General features: G+C 65.2%; 15 protein-coding genes. 13 read left to right on the top strand and 2 right to left on the bottom strand.

What is annotated here, in order from left to right:
- Positions 1-127: 127 nt before the first annotated feature.
- Together msrA and BJ6T_RS04100 are read right to left on the bottom strand one after the other, a co-directional pair.
- On the bottom strand, positions 128-784 hold the full coding sequence (gene msrA, locus BJ6T_RS04105; RefSeq protein WP_014491017.1) for a peptide-methionine (S)-S-oxide reductase MsrA: 657 nt from the start codon (positions 782-784) through the stop codon (positions 128-130).
- A gap of 168 nt (positions 785-952) precedes the next feature.
- Positions 953-1,270, bottom strand: a complete 318-nt coding sequence (locus BJ6T_RS04100) for a hypothetical protein (RefSeq protein WP_014491016.1) — start codon at positions 1,268-1,270, stop codon at positions 953-955.
- A 398-nt stretch (positions 1,271-1,668) separates the two neighbouring features.
- On the opposite strand from BJ6T_RS04100, the gene rpsT reads away from it, so the two are divergent.
- From rpsT to BJ6T_RS04035, 13 genes are all read left to right on the top strand, one after another.
- Positions 1,669-1,935 carry a 30S ribosomal protein S20 gene (gene rpsT, locus BJ6T_RS04095; RefSeq protein ID WP_014491015.1) on the top strand — a complete coding sequence of 89 codons (267 nt, stop codon included), beginning with the start codon at positions 1,669-1,671 and terminating at the stop codon, positions 1,933-1,935.
- Positions 1,936-3,179: 1,244 nt separating this feature from the next.
- Positions 3,180-4,592, top strand: a complete 1,413-nt coding sequence (gene dnaA / locus BJ6T_RS04090) for a chromosomal replication initiator protein DnaA (protein WP_014491014.1) — start codon at positions 3,180-3,182, stop codon at positions 4,590-4,592.
- Positions 4,593-4,872: 280 nt separating this feature from the next.
- A complete protein-coding gene (gene dnaN / locus BJ6T_RS04085) occupies positions 4,873-5,991 on the top strand; it encodes a DNA polymerase III subunit beta (protein ID WP_014491013.1) in 1,119 nt (372 codons plus the stop codon).
- A gap of 251 nt (positions 5,992-6,242) precedes the next feature.
- Positions 6,243-6,608 (top strand): endonuclease domain-containing protein, encoded by a 366-nt coding sequence (locus BJ6T_RS04080; protein WP_014491012.1) that lies wholly within the window; start codon positions 6,243-6,245, stop codon positions 6,606-6,608.
- A gap of 89 nt (positions 6,609-6,697) precedes the next feature.
- On the top strand, positions 6,698-7,834 hold the full coding sequence (recF, locus tag BJ6T_RS04075) for a DNA replication/repair protein RecF (RefSeq protein ID WP_014491011.1): 1,137 nt from the start codon (positions 6,698-6,700) through the stop codon (positions 7,832-7,834).
- Between the two features lie 118 nt (positions 7,835-7,952).
- Positions 7,953-8,696, top strand: coding sequence for a hypothetical protein (locus BJ6T_RS04070; RefSeq protein WP_028169729.1), 744 nt, complete (start codon positions 7,953-7,955; stop codon positions 8,694-8,696).
- 106 nt (positions 8,697-8,802) lie between these two features.
- The gene (locus BJ6T_RS04065) at positions 8,803-10,971 is read left to right on the top strand and encodes a hypothetical protein (protein WP_014491009.1); all 2,169 of its coding nucleotides are present in this window, start codon (positions 8,803-8,805) and stop codon (positions 10,969-10,971) included.
- Between the two features lie 138 nt (positions 10,972-11,109).
- The gene (locus BJ6T_RS04060) at positions 11,110-11,847 is read left to right on the top strand and encodes a hypothetical protein (protein WP_028169728.1); all 738 of its coding nucleotides are present in this window, start codon (positions 11,110-11,112) and stop codon (positions 11,845-11,847) included.
- A 284-nt stretch (positions 11,848-12,131) separates the two neighbouring features.
- The gene (gene gyrB, locus BJ6T_RS04055; protein WP_014491007.1) at positions 12,132-14,567 is read left to right on the top strand and encodes a DNA topoisomerase (ATP-hydrolyzing) subunit B; all 2,436 of its coding nucleotides are present in this window, start codon (positions 12,132-12,134) and stop codon (positions 14,565-14,567) included.
- Positions 14,568-14,852: 285 nt separating this feature from the next.
- On the top strand, positions 14,853-15,320 hold the full coding sequence (yidI, locus tag BJ6T_RS04050; protein WP_014491006.1) for an inner membrane protein YidI: 468 nt from the start codon (positions 14,853-14,855) through the stop codon (positions 15,318-15,320).
- A gap of 243 nt (positions 15,321-15,563) precedes the next feature.
- Entirely contained in the window at positions 15,564-16,859 is a 1,296-nt protein-coding gene (murA, locus tag BJ6T_RS04045) for a UDP-N-acetylglucosamine 1-carboxyvinyltransferase (RefSeq protein WP_014491005.1), read from the top strand.
- Positions 16,860-16,943: 84 nt separating this feature from the next.
- A complete protein-coding gene (locus BJ6T_RS04040) occupies positions 16,944-18,338 on the top strand; it encodes an MATE family efflux transporter (RefSeq protein ID WP_028169727.1) in 1,395 nt (464 codons plus the stop codon).
- A gap of 22 nt (positions 18,339-18,360) precedes the next feature.
- Complete coding sequence (locus tag BJ6T_RS04035; protein WP_014491003.1) at positions 18,361-19,017, top strand: 2-hydroxychromene-2-carboxylate isomerase; 657 nt, start codon at positions 18,361-18,363, stop codon at positions 19,015-19,017.
- Positions 19,018-19,048: the final 31 nt, after the last annotated feature.

The following is a 19,048-nucleotide window of genomic DNA, read 5'->3' as shown; positions in this document are numbered from 1 at the left end:
CGAAACGAGACGGCTCCAGTCTTGCACCGGTTATGGTTAACAAAGCGTTGAGCGCTTCAACCCTCCCCCTCCAGGGGAGGGTCGGATGCGCACGCCGCGACCAATGTCGCCGCGGCGAAGATTTCGCTTACGCGCTCACACCCACGCCGATCGGGCAGGACACGCCGGTGCCACCGAGGCCGCAATAGCCGGCGGGGTTCTTCGCCAGATATTGCTGATGGTAGTCCTCGGCGAAATAGAACGCGCCGGCGGGCGCGATCTCGGTGGTGATGGCACCGAGACCTTTTGCAGCAAGCGCCTTCTGATAGAGCGCCTTCGATTCATCGGCCGCTTTCTTCTGCGCATCTGAATAAGTGTAGATCGCGCTTCGGTACTGCGTGCCGACATCGTTGCCCTGGCGCATGCCCTGCGTCGGGTTGTGGCTCTCCCAGAACGTCTTCAGGAGCTTCTCGTAAGAGATCTTGTTCGGATCGAACACGACCAGCACCACTTCGGTGTGGCCGGTGCGCCCTGAACAGGTCTCCTCATAGGTCGGGTTCGGCGTGTGGCCGCCGGCATAGCCGACAGCGGTCGCGTAGACACCGTCGCCGAGCTCCCAGAATTTGCGCTCGGCACCCCAGAAGCAGCCGAGCCCGAACACGGCCTGCTCGAGGCCCGCGGGATAAGGCGGCTGCAACTTCGCGCCGTTGACGAAATGGGTGGTCGCGGTGGGAATGGCTTGCGCACGGCCCGGCAGCGCCTCCGTGGCGCTCGGCAATGCGGTGGTCTTGCGCATAAACAGCATGTTTGGCTCTCCGAGACGAGCTGTCCGTCGCTCGAGCCAATGCAACAAGCCAAGGGCTCAGGCGGCGCGCTCGCGATCAAGGTGGGAATATAGGTATCTACGCAGGAGGGGGCAGCCTTGTTACGGCTGCCGTCAACGCGAGGTTCAGTCTCCGCGGGAATTGAAAGATCAATCCCGGGAATATCCGATCAAGGGTTTCCGCGGGCGGAACAGGATCATCAGCAGGATGCCCAAAATGCCGAGCACGGCGAAAACCGGCTGATCCAGCACGAGGCGGATCACCGAGGTCCAGAGCCAGGGCGCCTTGGCCTCGACCCAGGAGCGGAACGCCGTCTGGCTGGCCTGGTTGATGTCGTTCCAGAACTGGCCGAACCGGGTGAACCGCAGGGTCTGGTCGGCCACCCAGCGGGCGCCGTCATAGACCATGAAGATGAACCCGCCGGCCAGCAGCAACAGCCCAATCAGTCGGAAAAAGCCGCGGATCATGCCTCACCTATATGGCCGTCCGACCGGACGGCCTTTGCAATGCCGCCAGCCAATAGCCGGGCGACGGCAGAAATTCAACCTCTTCAGGGCGTTACGGCGCGCGCTGGAGCGCCCATGGCCTGTTTTCCGGCCCCGGAAAGCGTTGACGGTGCCGCAGACCCCCTCTATAAGGGCGCCAACTGGCGGTGGGCGCAATCCTGCCGCCGCTGTTCTTTGAGCAGTTGCAGGCTCCATGAGCTTTAAAGGCTTGGAGCCTCAGAGACGACCGCAAGGCCGTCGCTCGTGTTCCGGGAACAGCCCAGCAACCGAACACCCTAAATCCGAGCGTCGATTAAGCGGTCAAGCAGCCGGCGCTACCCGACCAAGACGCGACCGGTACCGCAAAGGATATTGAGACCATGGCCAACACGACTTCCGCCAAGAAAGCGACGCGCAAGATCGCCCGCCGCACCGCCGTCAACAAGTCGCGCCGCACCCAGATGCGCGGTGCCGTGCGTACCGTCGAAGAAGCCATCGCGACCGGCGATCGCGCCGCCGCGCTGAAGGCGATGGCGAACGCCGAGCCCGCGCTGATGCGCGCCGCGCAGCGCAACATCGTTCACAAGAACAACGCCAGCCGCAAAGTCTCCCGGCTCACCGCGCAGATCGCCAAGCTCGCGAAGTAAGCTCGTCGAGTCATCCGATCGACTGATCGGAGCGACATCGCGCTCGTCAATCAGCCCGGCTTCCGCCGGGCTTTTTGTTGCCTGTCACAATTCGCACTTGCGGTCGTTGGGCGACCACACTTCCGTTGGAAGAGTAGCGACGCCTTCGCTGTGCAGCACCCGTGATTTTACGAGCCGATGTTTTTGCAACAGCGGAAACTTTCACTGCGCTGCGAAAAAACCCTGCGGGGCGGGCTTAAGTTGAATCCGCGCGTGCGAGAGTTCTGCACACCGTAGTTTTCCCGGAACAGGTTTCGCGATGGAGTTACCCTGCGAAACGAGACTCAAAAAGCGGTGTCTCAATAATCACTTATCGACATAGTGGCGACAAGCATTTGGAAAAATTGCCCGCAAGGCGTGCGCGTGACGCTTTTGTAAAAAATTTTTGGCGGTGGCGGAGAATTGTCACATGACGCACGGCGCCTTCGAATCTGTGCACGGATTCAAACTCTTGCTCGCAAGCCTGTGCACAACTCCCGCGCGGCGTTAACGCTGGTCAAGTTTTTAGTCGCCTCAAGTGTGAATCAATTTCATTGCGAGTCTTTCCGCATAGTGTATTCCTTAAGTCGTCCGCAGCGCCCACGATCTAATGACCAGCGCGGTTTTAGAAACGGGGCGAGCGTGCAAATCGGCGGCGGTGTGCACGTTGGCGACGCTTCAACAAGCGATTGTCGGTTCAAGACCCATAGCAATATGGGAACGGTAGCTCTTTGTCTGAATGTCTCCAAGCGGGATCTTCGATCCCGTTCGCGCCAGACGCAAACGAGAGATGTCATGAAACTACCGCGACACACTTGATGGCGTAGCCGAGCGGACGAACAGTGCAGACGGGCAGGACATCGGCGACGTCAGTCGCAGTTGTCTTCAGGACACGCAGGACCTTGCCGTGAGCAATCACGGCAGGACGGGGAGGGTATCATGTCTTACGGACTCAACGCGGTATTAAAACAAGCCACCTACTCCAACGATGCCGGTTTAGATCAGCCCAACCTCCAGCCTCCCGCGTGTGACGGAGCGCCGAGTACGCGCTGACCTCGCGACCCCTCCATCTCTGACATCGCAAGTCCGACCCGCGGCGTTCGCGCCGAACGGCGGAGCTGTGTCCAACGATGGAATCGCTCGAGGTCGTGCCCTTCGAAGGATCCTGGCGGGACCTTCATGGCACTCACAACGCAACTTTATCTCTCAATAGAAGTTTTTTGACGATGAACACATCGGAACAGGATCGCTGGTCACGCGTGAAGAGCCGGCTGCGCTCGAATGTAGGCGAAGACGTCTATACGAGCTGGTTTGCCCGCATGGATCTGGAAGGCGTGCAGGAGGAGAGCGTGCGGCTCTCGGTGCCGACCCGCTTCCTGAAGAGCTGGATTCAGGCGCATTATGCCGAGCGCGTGCTGTCGTGCTGGCAGGCCGAGGCGCCGGAGGTGCATCGCATCGATCTCACCGTTCGCTCCGCGGTGCGCCCGGTCGTGCAGCAGAAGGAAGCGCCTGCTCCGGTCGAAACACGCCGCGCGCCCGCGCCGGAACTGCGCTCGACGGCGACTGCGCCGGTCTCCGCAAATCATGACGCGCTCGGCGGCTCGCCGCTCGATCCGCGCCTGACCTTTGCAAGCTTCGTCGTCGGCCGCTCCAACACGCTGGCGCATGCGGCGGCACGTCAGGTCGCCGAAGGGCGTCGCGGCGATCCCGTCATGTTCAACCCGCTCTACATCCATGCGGGCGTTGGCCTCGGCAAGACGCACCTGCTCCAGGCCGTGACCTGGGCCGGCAATTCCGGCAACGAGCGCAAGGTGCTGTATCTCACCGCCGAAAAATTCATGTACGGCTTCGTCGCCGCGCTGAAGACGCAGACGGCGCTCGCCTTCAAGGAAGCGCTGCGCGGCATCGACGTGCTCGTGATCGACGACCTCCAGTTCCTGCAGGGCAAGTCGACCCAGGCCGAGTTCTGTCACACGCTGAACGCGCTGATCGATGCCGGCCGCCAGGTCGTGATCGCGGCCGACCGTCCGCCGTCCGACCTCGAAAGCCTCGACGATCGCGTGCGCTCGCGCCTCGCCGGCGGTCTCGTGGTCGAGATGGGTTCGCTCGGCGAAGAACTGCGGCATGGCATCCTGAAGTCGCGGGTCGCGGCGGCCCGCAGCCATCACGCCACCTTCGACGTGCCTGAGGAGGTGCTGCATTATCTGGCGCGCACCATCACCCATAACGGCCGCGACCTCGAAGGCGCGATCAACCGGTTGCTCGCGCACTCGAAGCTGAACAACCAGCCGGTGACGCTGGAGATGGCCGAGCGCGAGGTACGCGATCTGGTCCGGCCGCAGGAGCCGAAGCGGATCAAGATCGAGGACATCCAGCGCGTGGTGGCGCGGCAGTATAACGTCAGCCGCTCCGACCTCCTGTCCTCGCGCCGCACCGCCAACGTGGTCCGTCCGCGCCAGGTGGCGATGTATCTCGCCAAGACGCTGACCCTGCGCTCGCTGCCCGAGATCGGCCGCCGCTTCGGCGGGCGCGACCACACCACCGTGCTGCACGCCGTGCGCAAGATCGAGGCGCTGGTCAACAAGGACACGGCGCTGTCCGAGGAAGTCGAGTCGCTGAAGCGCCAGCTTCAGGAATAAACGCCTAAGGCTCCTGCCATTCTCCCGCCGCCCCGGCCATGCCTGGGCGGCGGTGTTCGTTTGCCGGGACGGCCGCCCTCCTTTTGGGCTGTAAATCGTGGGGAACCACCCCCCAATCCCTTGAAACCGATGGCTTTCCGCGCCACCTTGCGCGACCCTGACGGCTTTGGTCATATCGGCTGGATGATCCGGCTTTTCGGGGTCTTCGGTGCCGTGGCGCGCGTCCCGCCGCCCGGCTCTTCCAATGTTGTGTTTCCTTGGGGATCGGGCGAGTAGTGCAATGAAGGTTACGGTCGAACGCGCGCAACTCCTGAAATCGCTGGGTCATGTCCACCGCGTGGTCGAGCGCCGCAACACCATTCCGATCCTCGGCAACGTGCTGGTCCGCGCCGAGAACGCGAAATTGTCGCTGAAGGCGACCGACCTCGACCTCGAGGTGACGGAGACGCTCCCGGCCGAAACCGCGACCGCGGGCTCCACCACCGTGCCGGCGCACATGTTCTACGACATCGTGCGCAAGCTGCCTGACGGCTCGCAGATCGTGCTGGAGGCCGACGGCGACCGCGCCGTGCTGGCGATCCGCGCCGGCCGCTCGCGCTTCACGCTGCAGACCCTGCCGGAGAATGATTTCCCGGATCTCGCTGCCGGCGACATGTCGCACTCGTTCTCGCTCGCCGCCAAGGACGTCAAGCGGCTGATCGACCGCACCCAGTTCGCGATCTCGACCGAAGAGACGCGCTATTATCTCAACGGCATCTATCTGCACGCCGCGGGCACGGCCACGGCCGCCACCCTGCGCGGCGTTGCCACCGACGGCCACCGGCTCGCCCAGCTCGACCTGGTCCAGCCCAAGGGCGCCGACGGCATGCCCGGCGTGATCGTGCCGCGAAAAACCGTCGGCGAGGTGCAGCGCCTGATCGAGGACAACGAGGCCGAAGTCACGATCGAGCTGTCGCAGGCAAAGATCCGCTTCACCATCGGCAATGTGGTGCTGACCTCGAAGCTGATCGACGGCACCTTCCCCGACTATGGCCGCGTGATCCCGCAGGGCAACGACAAGGAACTCGTCGTCGACAAGAAGGATTTCGAGAACGCGGTAGACCGCGTCTCCACCATCTCCAGCGAGCGCGGCCGCGCCGTGAAGCTCTCGCTGTCGCCGGGCAAGCTGGTGCTATCGGTCACCAACCCGGATTCCGGCAGCGCGACCGAAGAGCTCGAAGTCGAATACGCCTCCGACGCGCTCGATATCGGCTTCAACTCGCGCTACCTCCTCGACATCGCCGCCCAGATCGAAGGCGACGTCGCCACGCTGAAGCTCGCCGACCCCGGCTCGCCGACGCTGGTGCAGGACAAGGACGACAAGAGCGCGCTCTACGTGCTGATGCCGATGCGGGTGTGAGGGACGTGTTCCCTCACGGACCCCAAGCAATCCCTCATGAACCAGGCGCGATGCACGTTGCTGCGCCCTCTCCCCTTGCGGGAGAGGGCAGCTCTGCTATCGACCAAGACCTCACTCGGGTGAGGGGGCCTCTCGCAGCACTTCCTATGCCGAGACAACCCCTCACCCGCCGCCGCTTCGCGACGGCACCCTCTCCCGCAAGGGGAGAGGGTGAAGCCACCGCGCCCCACCGACATTCAGAATGAACGCCGATGCCGCGCGACCCGCATCATCGGCCGACTGCCAAGCATCTTCGCCAGTTCGCGAAGAACATGCGGCACGAGCCGACGGATGCGGAAGCGGCCATGTGGCGTTTGCTGAGGGATCGACGGCTATCGGCCTACAAATTTCGCCGACAGGTTCCGATCGAGAACTACATCCTTGACTTCGTCTGCTTCGATAAGCAGCTGGTAATCGAGATTGACGGAAGCCAGCACGCAGAATCGCAACGTGATGCTGCTCGTGACACCGTACTTTCCGCCGAGGGTTTCGCCATAGCGCGCTACTGGAACAATGACGTGCTGCAGCAACCCACTTCTGTGTTGGAAGACATCCTTGCAAAGCTTGCCGGGCGGTAAGATACCCCTCACCCGTCGCCTCACTTCGTGAGGCGCCACCCTCTCCCACAAGGGGAGAGGGGAAGAATCGCGTCCATGACGAAGAACCGATGACCCCCTCCCGCATTCAACGCCTGACGCTGACGCATTTTCGCAATTACCGGGCGGCGGGGCTCGAGACGGCGGCTGACATGGTGGCGCTAGTCGGGCCGAACGGGGCCGGCAAGACCAATTGCATCGAGGCGATCTCGTTCCTGTCGCCGGGCCGCGGCTTGCGGCGCGCGACGCTGGAAGATGTCGCCGACAACCAGGGCGACGGCTCCTGGGCGGTGTCCGCGCAGGTCGAGGGCGCGCTGGGGCTCGCCACGCTCGGCACCGGCATCGACGCGCCACGGGCGGACGCCGCGGTCAGCCGGCGCTGCCGCATCGACCGCGAGCCGGTCAGTTCGGCCACCGCCTTCGGCGACCACATCCGCATGGTGTGGCTGACGCCGGCGATGGACGGGCTGTTCATGGGCGCGGCCTCCGAGCGGCGGCGCTTCTTCGACCGCCTGGTGCTGGCCATCGACAGCGAGCATTCCAGCCGGATCTCCGCGCTCGAACGCTCCCTGCGGTCGCGCAACCGCCTGCTCGAGACGCGCAATTACGACGACCATTGGTGTGATGCGATCGAGCGCGAGACCGCCGAGCTTGCGGTCGCGGTCGCCGCAACGCGCGGCCAGACCGCGGCGCGGCTCACGGGCATGCTCAACGCGCGCGCGCAGGCTTCAGCCTTTCCGTCCGCGCAAATCGCGCTCGACGGCTGGATGGAGAATGCGCTGCTCAACGAGACCGCGACGTCGGTCGAGGACCGCTACCGCCAGATCCTGCGCGACAACCGCCCGCGCGATGCCATCGCCGGCCGCACCACAGACGGCCCGCACCTCACCGATCTCCAGGTGATCTATGCGCCAAAGAGCATGCCGGCGCGCGATGCCTCGACCGGCGAGCAGAAGGCGCTGCTGATTGGCCTCGTGCTGGCGCATGCGAGCCTGGTCGCCGAGATGACCGGCATCGTGCCGCTGCTGCTGCTCGACGAGGTCGTCGCGCATCTCGATCCGAACCGGCGCGCGGCGCTGTTCGAGGAGCTGCGCAAGCTCGGTGCGCAGGTGTGGCTGACCGGCGCCGACCCCGCCGCCTTTGCCGACATTGGCGCAGGCGGCGACGTCTTTGACGTCGAGAGCGGACGAGTCTCGGCCCGGCATTAGACCTCGCATTGAACCCGACCGTTTTCCGCCACGACTAGTTGCCAGAGGCCGCGCCGACGGTGTCGCAGCCGTTACCCATCGCGCGATGACACGATGCGCGACATTCCTGGAGAGTGAGATGCGGACGGTAAGGCCCGGGGCGCAAGCCCCGGCACGATGGCGGGCGTTCGCGTGCGGCCTCGTCTTCCTCGCAAGCTGCATGCTCGCAGCAAGCGCCAGCGCCTGGGTGCCGCATCTGTCGCCGCTGTTCGCGTCGGCGCTCACGCCGGACCCCGCTGCCAAGCTGCCCGCGCCGACCCGTTACAGCTACCGAGGAACGCACACCACCGTCGTCAAGGGCGTTGAAACGCCGCTCCGCACAAGGCTGGAGGCCACCGTGCCCGCCGAGCTCGGCGACGTCCTCGCCTTCTACCGCACCGAGCTCAGCAAGCTCGGCTGGCAGGAGCAGCGCGATGGCGCGGTAGTCTCCGCCGATCACGTCCAGCTCGCCTTCGCCTCCCCGCTCGGACCTGGCATGCTGGCGCTCGACCGCAAGGACGCCAGCACCGCCGTCAATCTCGTGCAGAAGAACGCATCTGTCGCGGCAAATGCCAACGTGATGCCCCAGCCCGGCCAGGCCAAGCTGGTGTTCTCCAATATCAGCGAAACGGAAGCCACGCTCACGATCAACGACCAGACCATCAAGCACGCCGCCGGCGCCTACGCGGTTTCGCTGGATCTGCAGCCCGGCAAATATTCCTACGAGGTGAGCGTGCCGGGCCATCCAGCCACGACGAACATCCTCAACTTCGCCGTCGGCGATACCTGGGAGCTTACGGTCGGGCGCGACGGAGAGGCGTGGTCGCCGCTCCTGCTGTATTGAACCTCACGGGTTTCTGCCGCGACTTCTCGTCTGAGGCCGCGTCGACGGTGTCGCAGCCTGCAAATGCGCATGCCCGAGCCGGGCGCGATATCCTGGAGACGTGACGATGTCGATGATCCCGCGCGGGACGCAAGTCCCGGCACGATGGCAGCTGCTTGCCTGCGGCCTTGTCCTGATGGCGAGCTGCTCGATCGCGGCCGCCGCCGACGGAGGCATCGTCGACGTCCATGCGCTGCCGCAGCTCGAAGGCGCGGTGGAAGACACCTCGCGTCCCGATCCCTACCGCGTCGAATACCGCATGCCGACGCCGGAAGCCGTAACATCGCCGGCGGTGAAGAAACTCCTCAGCGCCGACGGCTGGGTGCCCTATGTGAGGCCCCTGGAGGAGAAGAGCACCACACTGAACTTCAAGAAGGGACGGCTGGGCCTATCGGTCTATCTCACGCAGGGCCTCGGCCGGCCCGACCAGTCCGTGGTCCACTACTCGACCGACCGGATCTACGGGAACGTGCCGTTTCCCGACGGCGCGAGCGACATCATGTTCGATGGGACAAGGCCCTATCTCGGTTGCATCGCGCCCAGCGCGCTCGATGCAACGTCGGATTTCTACGCCAGCCAGATGGCCGCGATCGGCTGGCAGAAGCTCACGCCGGAAACGGCAGCGCGCTGGACGAGCAGCCTGGATGAAACCGTTCCCAACGGACTGCGCGCCTTCTACGCACACCCTGACAGCAAGGAAGGCGGCTTCTACCAGCAGAAGCCGGTCATGGTGACGCTGACGCGCCGCGACGACGGCCGCACCAATGTGGACATCCGCGTCGCGCCCTTCGCCTTGCCGAGCGAGCTCAAGGCCGATGGCGATCTCGCCGGGCTACCGCGGCCGAATCCGACCAAGACGGCCAGGAGCCTCGGCAGCGCAAGCTCCAACAAGCGCGAGATGTCGGCCGCCGTGATGGCCGAGCTGCCCGCCGTGCTCGCCTTCTATCACCGCGAGCTCGCCGCGCGCGGCTGGCAGGAGGATGGCAGCGCACCGCTCGCGCCCGGCGACGAGATCGCGATCAAGATCTCCAACACTGATGAAACCGGCGTGCTGCGGCTCGGCCGCAAATACGATTTCACGATGGTCAGCCTGACCGCGCAGGTGAAGGACTCCGCGCTTGCCGCTCGCGCCAAGGCGAAGAAGGAGGCCGACGACAAGTTCTTCAGCGATGCCGCGGCAGCCGCACAGAAGGTCATCGCCGCCGACGAGGCCCGCCGCAAGGTGCAGGCCGCCGCGCTCTCCGATACGCCGCTCAACGCGCTCGCCGACAGCAAGACGCCGGTGCCGCTGCCCGAGACCGCCGAAGGCGTGAAGTTCGAAGGCGGCGACGGCCGGCTCGAATTCTCTTCCACCTCGAGCGTGAAGGCGCTCGGCACCTTCTACCGCGCATCGCTGAAGAACGCGGGCTGGAAGGAGCAGCCTTCCGTCATCAACCAGCCCAACATGGCAGTGATGGAATTCTCCAAGGCCGGCAAGTCGATCTCGATGACCGTGATGCAGATGGGCCCGAAGGTGAATGTCAGCGCCAACGGCACCGGCCTGGTCGTGGCCGCAGCGAAACCGGTTGAGACCAAATCCGCAGAAGCAAAGCCGATCCAAGCCAAATCGACCGAGCCGCTCAAGCCCGATCCCGACGCGGCCCTGCCGGTACCGACGCAGCGTAGCTCAAGCGGGGTCAGCTCCACCAAATTCCCGGGCAGCGACCAGTCGTTCCGCAAGGAGCTTGAAGCCAGCATTCCGGCTGAGCTCTCGGATGTCCTCGCCTTCTATCGCGCAGAGCTCACCAAGCGCGGCTGGCAGGAAAAGACTGACGGCACGACGGTCACCGCCGAGCGGGCGGAGCTGGCGTTCACCTCGCCGGAGGGTCCGGCCATGCTGAAGCTCGGCCGCGCCAGGGAGGAGACAACGGTCAGCCTAGTGCAGCGGAATCCGCAGGCAGCGGCCAAGGCCGACATCATGCCCAAGGCGGGCCAGGCCAGGCTGATGCTCGGCAATATCGGGCCGAAGGAGGCCTCGCTGACGATCAACAAGCAGACCATCAAGATCGCAGCCGGCGCCGGCGGCCCGCAATCGCCGAAAGGCCCGATGCTCGATCTGCCGCCCGGCAAGTATCAGTACGCGCTGCGCCTGCCCGGACAGCCCACTCGCAACGAGACCCTGACCGTAGCCGCCGGCGACGCCTGGGGCCTCCTGGTGGGGCCGACCGGCGAGGTGCTTCCGCTCCAGATGTATTGATCCCGCCGCCTGTGCCTGTAACGGCCAGGTTGTGAACCTGTCCGGTTCATGGGGCGACTAGTCGCTGGAGGCGGCGACTGTGTCGCAGCCGCTGCATGGCGCGAAGATCACAACGCGCGACATCCCTGGAGAGTGAGCATGACGACGGTAAGGCGCGGGACGAAGGTCCCGGCACGATGGCGGCTGTTCGTGTGCGGCCTCGCTCTTCTCGCAGGCGGCCTGGTCGCCGCAAGCGCCGGTGGATGGATGCACCGATCACCGCAAACTTCGGCCGCACTCACACCGGCGGATCCCGACGCCGACATGCCGGTGCCGAAGCAACACAGCTCCTCCAGCTCCAACACCACCCATGTGACCGGCATCGCAATCCCGCTGCGGGTCGGACTGGAAGCCCATGTGCAGGCCCAGCTCAGCGATGTGCTCGCCTTCTACCGCAGGGAGCTCGCGAAGCGTGGCTGGGAGGAAGGGCCAGATGGCGCTGAGATTGCCGCCGATCATGTGCAGCTCGCCTTTGCCTCCCCCAAGGGGCCGGCCACACTGAAGCTTGGCCGCGCGAAGGGCGAGACCATTGTCAGCCTGGTGCAGCGGAATACGGAGGCCGCGGCCAAGGCCAACTTCCTGCCGATGCCCGGACAGGCGCGGTTGATATTCGGCTATCTCGTGCCGGACGTGGCTTCGCTCATGATCAACGATCAGACCGTCAAGATCGCGGGCGGCGTCAATCACCCGCAAACGCTGGATCTGCCGCCCGGCAAATATTCCTACAAGCTAGTCGTGTCGGGCTATCCGTTGCGCACCGATACCATCACCGTGGCCACAGGCGAGGCCTGGTCCCTCAGCTTTGACGACGATAAGAAGCCGGATCAGATCTACTGACCCCGGTGGCCTGTTCCGGAGCACCACAGTGCCCGGGAACGCGCTCCTCTGCGCCCCGCAAAATCCACGCCTTCAAGGGCCAAAAACACCCCCTCGAATCGCCCTTTTCACGAGCCCCGGAATCGGCCCTCCGACGCCTTGAAAACCGGCCCAAAAATCCTATCTGATCAAAGGGTTGCCGGAGGATACTTTGCGCTAGGCGCAAGCGGTCTTTCATGGCACAAATAGCCTGCAAATCAGCGCCTTTTGCGCGGCTGATTCGGGCGACATCTCGAAGGCCTCTCATGACAGAACCTGCTCGGCAGACACCTGCCGAAAACGAGCCCTCAAATCCGAGCGATTACGGGGCGGAATCGATCCGCGTGCTCAAGGGTCTCGACGCCGTCCGCAAGCGCCCGGGCATGTATATCGGCGACACCGACGACGGCTCGGGCCTGCACCACATGGTCTACGAGGTCGTCGACAACGCGATCGACGAAGCGCTGGCGGGCCATGCCACGCGCGTCGACGTCGTGCTCAATGCCGACAATTCCGTCACGGTGCGCGACGACGGCCGCGGCATTCCCGTCGACATCCACAAGGGCGAAGGCATCTCGGCGGCCGAGGTCATCATGACCCAGCTCCATGCCGGCGGAAAGTTCGACCAGAATTCCTACAAGGTCTCCGGCGGCCTGCACGGCGTCGGCGTCTCCGTCGTCAACGCACTGTCGAGCAAGCTCGGCTTGCGCATCTGGCGCGACGACAAGGAGCACTACATCGAGTTCGCCCATGGCGATGCGGTCGCGCCGCTGAAGGTGGTCGGCGACGCACCGGGCCGGCGCGGCACCGAGGTGACGTTCCTGGCCTCGCCCGAGACCTTCAAGAACATTGAATATGATTTCGCCACGCTCGAGCATCGCCTGCGCGAGCTCGCCTTCCTCAATTCCGGCGTCAACATCATCCTCTCCGACATGCGCCACGCGGTCGAGAAGCGCGAGGAGATGCACTATTCCGGCGGTGTCGAGGAATTCGTCAAATATCTCGACCGCAACAAGAAGGCGATCGTGCCGGCGCCGATCATGGTGCGCGCGGAAGCCAACGGCATCGGCGTCGAGGCCGCACTGTGGTGGAACGACAGCTACCACGAGAACGTGCTGTGCTTCACCAACAACATCCCGCAGCGTGACGGCGGCACCCATCTCGCCGGTTTCCGCGGCGCGCTGACGCGCCAGGTCAACGGCTATGCCGAGGCCAATGCGAAGAAGGAAAAGATCGCGCTGACCGGCGACGACTGTCGCGAAGGTCTCACCGCCGTGCTGTCGGTGAAGGTGCCCGATCCGAAATTCTCGTCGCAGACCAAGGACAAGCTGGTGTCCTCGGAAGTGCGTCCCGTGGTCGAGAACGTCCTCAACGAGGCGCTCCAGGCCTGGTTCGAGGAGCACCCCTCGGAAGCCAAGATGATCGTCGGCAAGGTGATCCAGGCGGCAGCTGCCCGCGAAGCTGCGCGAAAAGCGCGCGAGCTCACGCGCAAGAGCCCGCTCTCGGTCTCCTCACTGCCCGGCAAGCTCGCCGACTGCCAGGAAAAGGACCCGGCGAAATCCGAACTCTTCATCGTCGAGGGCGACTCGGCAGGCGGCAGCGCCAAGCAGGGCCGCAACCGCGAATTCCAGGCGGTTCTGCCGCTGCGCGGCAAGATCCTCAACGTGGAGCGCGTCCGTCCCGACAAGATGCTGTCGTCGGAGCAGATCGGCACGCTGATCACCGCGCTCGGCACCGGCATCAGCGACGAGTTCTCGGTCGAGAAGCTGCGCTATCACAAGATCATCGTGATGACGGACGCCGACGTCGACGGCGCACACATCCGCACGCTGCTGCTGACCTTCTTCTACCGGCAGATGCGCGACATCATCGACGGCGGCTATCTCTATATCGCCCAGCCGCCGCTCTATAAGGTCTCACGCGGCAAGTCCGAGCAGTACCTGAAGGACGAACGGGCGCTGGAAGACTATCTGATCGACGCCGGCCTCGATGATTGCGTCTTCATCCCCGGCACCGGCGGCGACCGCACCGGCCGCGATCTGCGCGCGCTGGTCGAGGACGCCCGCGTCGTCCGCAGCATCCTGCGCAATCTGCACAGTCGCTATAACCGCAAGGTCATCGAGCAGGCCGCCATCACCGGCGTGCTGAACAAGTCGGTCTACGGCAATCCCGAGAACGCCACGGCCGCGGCGCAGTACATCGCGACCCGGCTGGACAACCAGGCCGAGGAGGTCGAGCGCGGCTGGGTCGGGCAATTCGTCGAGGGCCAGGGATTTGTGTTCGAGCGCACCGTGCGCGGCGTCAAGGAAGCGGCCATCATCGACGACGCGCTGCTCGGCTCCGCCGAGGCCCGCAAGCTCGATGAGTACGCGCCAAAGCTCCAGGACGTCTATGCCCGCTCCGGCAGGCTGCGGCGGAAAGACAGCGAGCATGTGGTCCACGGCCCCTCGGACCTGTTCGAGGCAGTCACCGATTCCGGCCGCAAGGGCATCTCGCTGCAGCGCTACAAAGGTCTCGGCGAGATGAACCCGGAGCAGCTCTGGGAGACGACGCTCGACACCGACGTGCGCTCGCTCTTGCAGGTGAAGGTCAAGGAGGTCGACGAGGCCGACGACATCTTCACCAAGCTGATGGGCGACGTGGTCGAGCCGCGCCGCGACTTCATCCAGGAACATTCGCTGAGCGCGACGATCGATATCTGAGGGCAGTTGGCTTTGATCTGCTAGCCAAGCACTCGCTGCAACCTCTCCCGCTTGCGGGGGAGGTCGGCGTGTCGCGCCGGGTGGGGGCTCTCTCCTCTGGGGGACAGTCTCTGCAGATCTCGACAATCCCACCGTGGAGAGACCCTCTCCCCAACCCTCCCCCGCAAGCGGGGGAGGGAGCGCACCACCGTCATCGCAACACCGTCCCCTGAACCTCACCACCCGCCATCGCGACGAAACGGCATGAACCCCAGCGGCCAATTCCGGCCGGGAAATGTCGTGGCCATGACCAGCTCTGCAACCACCAGCCCTGCTCTCCCCTCCCGCCGTCTCGGCGTGATCGGCAGCATCATTGGCGTGCTGGCGCTGATTGCGGCCGTTCTGCCGCACTGGGTCATACCCGTGATCTATCCGCCGCCGCCGGCGGACAAGGTGATTGTCGACACCGGCCATCGCCTGAAGGATCGCCTGATCGCACGGGTCAAGGGCGTCGAGTACCAGGCGCCGCCGCGCGAGAAATCGACGGGAAGCCAGCTTCGGGAGGCATCCTCGATCGGCGCGATCTCGCTCGGCCTGCTCGCCATCCTGTTCTCCGTCCTCGCGCTCGTGTTTCGCGAGGAGAGGCTCCTCGCCGGTGTCGCGGCCGCACTCGGGAGCGGCGCCATCGCCATCGAGATCTCCTTCCTGGCCATGGGCGTGCTGATGCTGATCGTCATCCTATATGTGGTGGCGAACATCATCGGTCTGTTCTGACCCGCCGCACGCTACGAGCTCCCATCCTCATCCTGGGGAGCCCGCGATAGCAGGCGTCTCGAAGGATGGCGGCGGGCGAGAGCCGGGCCTCTATGGTTCGAGACGCGCGTTCCGCGCTCCTCACCATGAGGAGTTGGCAGCCTCCTCGGGGCCACCAACCCCGGCCGCCGCAATTGCTCCCGCGCTCAATTCTCTGTAGTTTCCGCCCGAAACAGCCCCACCCAACAGGACAGCGAGAACCCCGTGGCGCCCATCCAGTACATTGTCGAGGGCGGTCACCGGCTCTCGGGCTCGATCGAGCCGTCCGGCAACAAGAATTCGGCGCTGCCGATCATCGCAGCCGCCCTGCTCACCGAGCATCCGGTGACGCTGGAGAACGTGCCGCGGATCCGCGACACCGAGACGCTGGTCGAGCTGATCCGCTCGGTCGGCGCGGCGGCGGAATGGACCGCCCGCAACACGCTGCACATCCACGCCAAGAGCATCCGCGCCGCCGACCTCGACCCCGAGCTCTGCGTGCGCATCCGCGCCTCGATCCTGCTCGCGGGCCCCCTGCTCGCCCGCTGCGGCGAAGTGATGCTGCCGCCGCCCGGCGGCGACGTCATCGGCCGCCGCCGCCTCGACACCCATGTGCTCGCGCTCGAACAACTGGGCGCCAAGGTCACCGCCACCGACCGGCTCGAATTCCGCGCGGCAAAGCTCGCCGGTGCTGACGTGTTCCTGGACGAGCCGAGCGTCACCGCAACCGAAAACGCGCTGGTCGCAGCCGTCGCAGCCGACGGCGTCACCCATTTGCGCAACGCGGCCTCCGAGCCGCATGTGCAGGACCTCGCCAATTTCCTGGTCGCGCTCGGCGCGCGAATCGAGGGCATCGGCACCAACACCATGATCGTGCATGGGCCGGCGACGCTGGGCGCCACGACCTACCGGATCCAGCCCGACCATATCGAGGTCGGCTCGCTGATCGGGCTTGCGGCTGTCACGCGCTCCCCGCTTCGCATCGTGCGCGCCGGCGTCGAGCATCTGCGCTCGATCCGCATGGGATTCGAGCGGCTCGGTATCGTCTGCCGCATCGAGGGCGACGATCTCATCGTGCCCTCGAACCAGACGCTGAAGATCCAGGACGATTTCGGCGGCCACGTGCCGAAGCTGGAAGACCAGCCCTGGCCGGCCTTCCCGGCCGATCTGATGTCGATCGCGATCGTCACCGCCACGCAATGCGACGGCGTGATCCTGATGTTCGAGAAGATGTTCGAATCGCGGATGTTCTTCGTCGACAAGCTGATCGCCATGGGGGCGCGAATTGTTCTCTGTGATCCGCATCGCGCCATCATCGCCGGCCCCAGCCGCCTGCGCGGCGCATCGATGATCTCGCCCGACATCCGCGCCGGCATGGCGATGCTGCTCGCCGCGGTCTGCGCCGAGGGCACCTCCACGATCAACAACGCCGACCAGATCGAGCGCGGCTACGAGCGCATCGACGAACGCCTGAACGCGCTCGGCGCGAAGATCAGGCGCGTGCCTGAAAGGAAGGGCTGAGAAGCTTCTTCCTTCTTCCCTTGTGGGAGAGGGGAAGAGACACGAGCCATGTTTTCGACGTGCGGCTGTGCTATTGCAACCGCCATGCTCGACACCGTCCAGCCTCGTCCGCAGCCGCAAGCCGGCGTGCCGCAAGACCATCTCGCCGAAGAGTTCGTCGAGACGCTGCGGCTGGCCGTGCCGATGATGCTGACGCAGCTCGGGCAGATCGCGATGATCACGACCGATCTCGCGCTGATCGGGCGGCTCGGCGAGGATGCGGTCGCAGCCGCCGCGCTGGCGCATACGGTTTATTTCGTCAGCTTCACCTTCGGGCTCGGATTGATGGCCGCGGTGTCGCCGCTGGCCGCGCAGGCGTTCGGCGCCGGCGACGTCAAGCGCATCCGCCGCTCGCTGCGCGCCGGCCTCTGGGTCGCACTCCTGATCTCGCTGCCGATGATGGCCTCGCCGCTCTATGGCGAGCGCATCCTGCTGGCGCTCGGGCAGGCGCCGCAATCGGCCGCGCTCGCGCAGCGCTATCTGAACGGGCTGGCCTGGGGCATCGCGCCGGCGCTCGGCTTCATCGCCTTGCGCAGCATGATGAGCGCGGTGAACCGGCCGCAGCCGCCGCTGTGGATCACCATTGCGGCGATCCCCGCCAACGCGGCGCTGGTCTTTTGCCTGATCCACGGCCTGTTCGGCCTGCCGGAGCTCGGCCTGTTCGGCGCGGGGCTTGCGACCACGCTCGTCAATCTCGGCACCTTCCTCGCCGTGCTCGCCATCGCCGCATGGCGAAAGCCATTCGCGGACTACCGCCCGCTCGCCCATCTGTGGCGGATCGACTGGCCCCTGATGCGACAGCTCATCGCGGTCGGCGCACCGATCTCGTTTTCCCTGCTGCTGGAATATGGCCTGTTCTCGTCCGCCGCGCTGCTGATGGGATTGATCTCGACCACGGCGCTTGCCGCGCACCAGATCGCGCTCCAGATCACGGCCGTGCTGTTCATGGTCCCACTTGGTATCGGCATGGCGGCGACGGTCCGGGTCGGCCATGCTTTCGGCCGCGACGACCCGGCCGCGGTGAGGCGCGCGGGCCTCGTCGCGGCCGTGCTTGGAATAGCGTTGGTCTCGGCCCTGACCGTTGCCATCATCCTCGGCCGCTACGAGCTCGGACGGCTGTTCTTCGGGAGCAGCGAGGCCAGCGCGGCCACTGTCGAGCTGACGGCGAACCTGCTGCTGGTCGGCGCGACGTTCTTCATCGCCGACGGCCTCCAGACCATCATGGCCGGCGCGCTGCGCGGCATCAACGATACAAGGATGACGTTGCTGTTCGCAGCGATCGGCTATTGGTGCGTCGCCTTTCCCATCGCCTGGGTGCTGGCCTTCAATGCCGGGCTCGGCGCGGTCGGCGTCTGGATCGGGTTCTCGACCGGCACGTTCGTCTATGCCGGGCTCCTGATCTTGCGCTTCCGCATGCTGACGCGCAGACTGGCGGGATGATCGGGATCATGGAGCCGGTGCGATGACCCTGTCGGTCGACCTCTTCTACTCCTACCGCAGTCCCTTCAGCTATCTGGCACTGCCGAAGACGCTCAAGCTCGTCGAAGAGTACGATCTCGCGGTGAATTTGCGGCCGGTCTATCCGCTCGCCGTCCGCGTGCCCGGCTTCTTCAAGAAGGCCAGCCCGAACTTCATTCGCTATGTGGTGCTCGACAGCACGCGCGTGGCGCAGCACGAGGGCATCCCGTTCCGCTTTCCGAGACCCGATCCGATCGTGCAGGACAAGACGACGTTCGATGTCGCGGCCGAGCAGCCCTACATCCACCGCCTGACCCGGCTGGGCGCCATGGCCCAGCTCGAAGGCCGCTCGCTCGCATTCACCGATGCGATCGCGCGCGTGCTGTGGGACGGCTCGGTGGCGGGATGGAACGAAGGCGATCACCTCGCGCGCGCCGCGAAGGCGGCCGGCTTCGATCTCGCCGCGATGGATGAAGCGATCAGCGCCGACCCCGATCGCTACGAGCGGGTGATCGCCGAGAACGAGAAGAACCATGCCGCCTCCGGTCATTGGGGCGTGCCGACCTTCGTGTTCGAGAGCGAGCCGTTCTTCGGCCAGGACCGCATCGATCTGCTGGTCTGGCGCATGCAAAGCAAGGGCCTGACGAAGCGCCAGACATGAACCGGTTTCGCCAAGGCGGCGACTGAGACGT

It is taken from the genome of Bradyrhizobium japonicum USDA 6 (genome assembly GCF_000284375.1).
Taxonomy (GTDB): domain Bacteria; phylum Pseudomonadota; class Alphaproteobacteria; order Rhizobiales; family Xanthobacteraceae; genus Bradyrhizobium; species Bradyrhizobium japonicum.
Note: the sequence above shows the minus strand (reverse complement) of the source record. Positions and strands in the feature narration are given on the sequence as shown.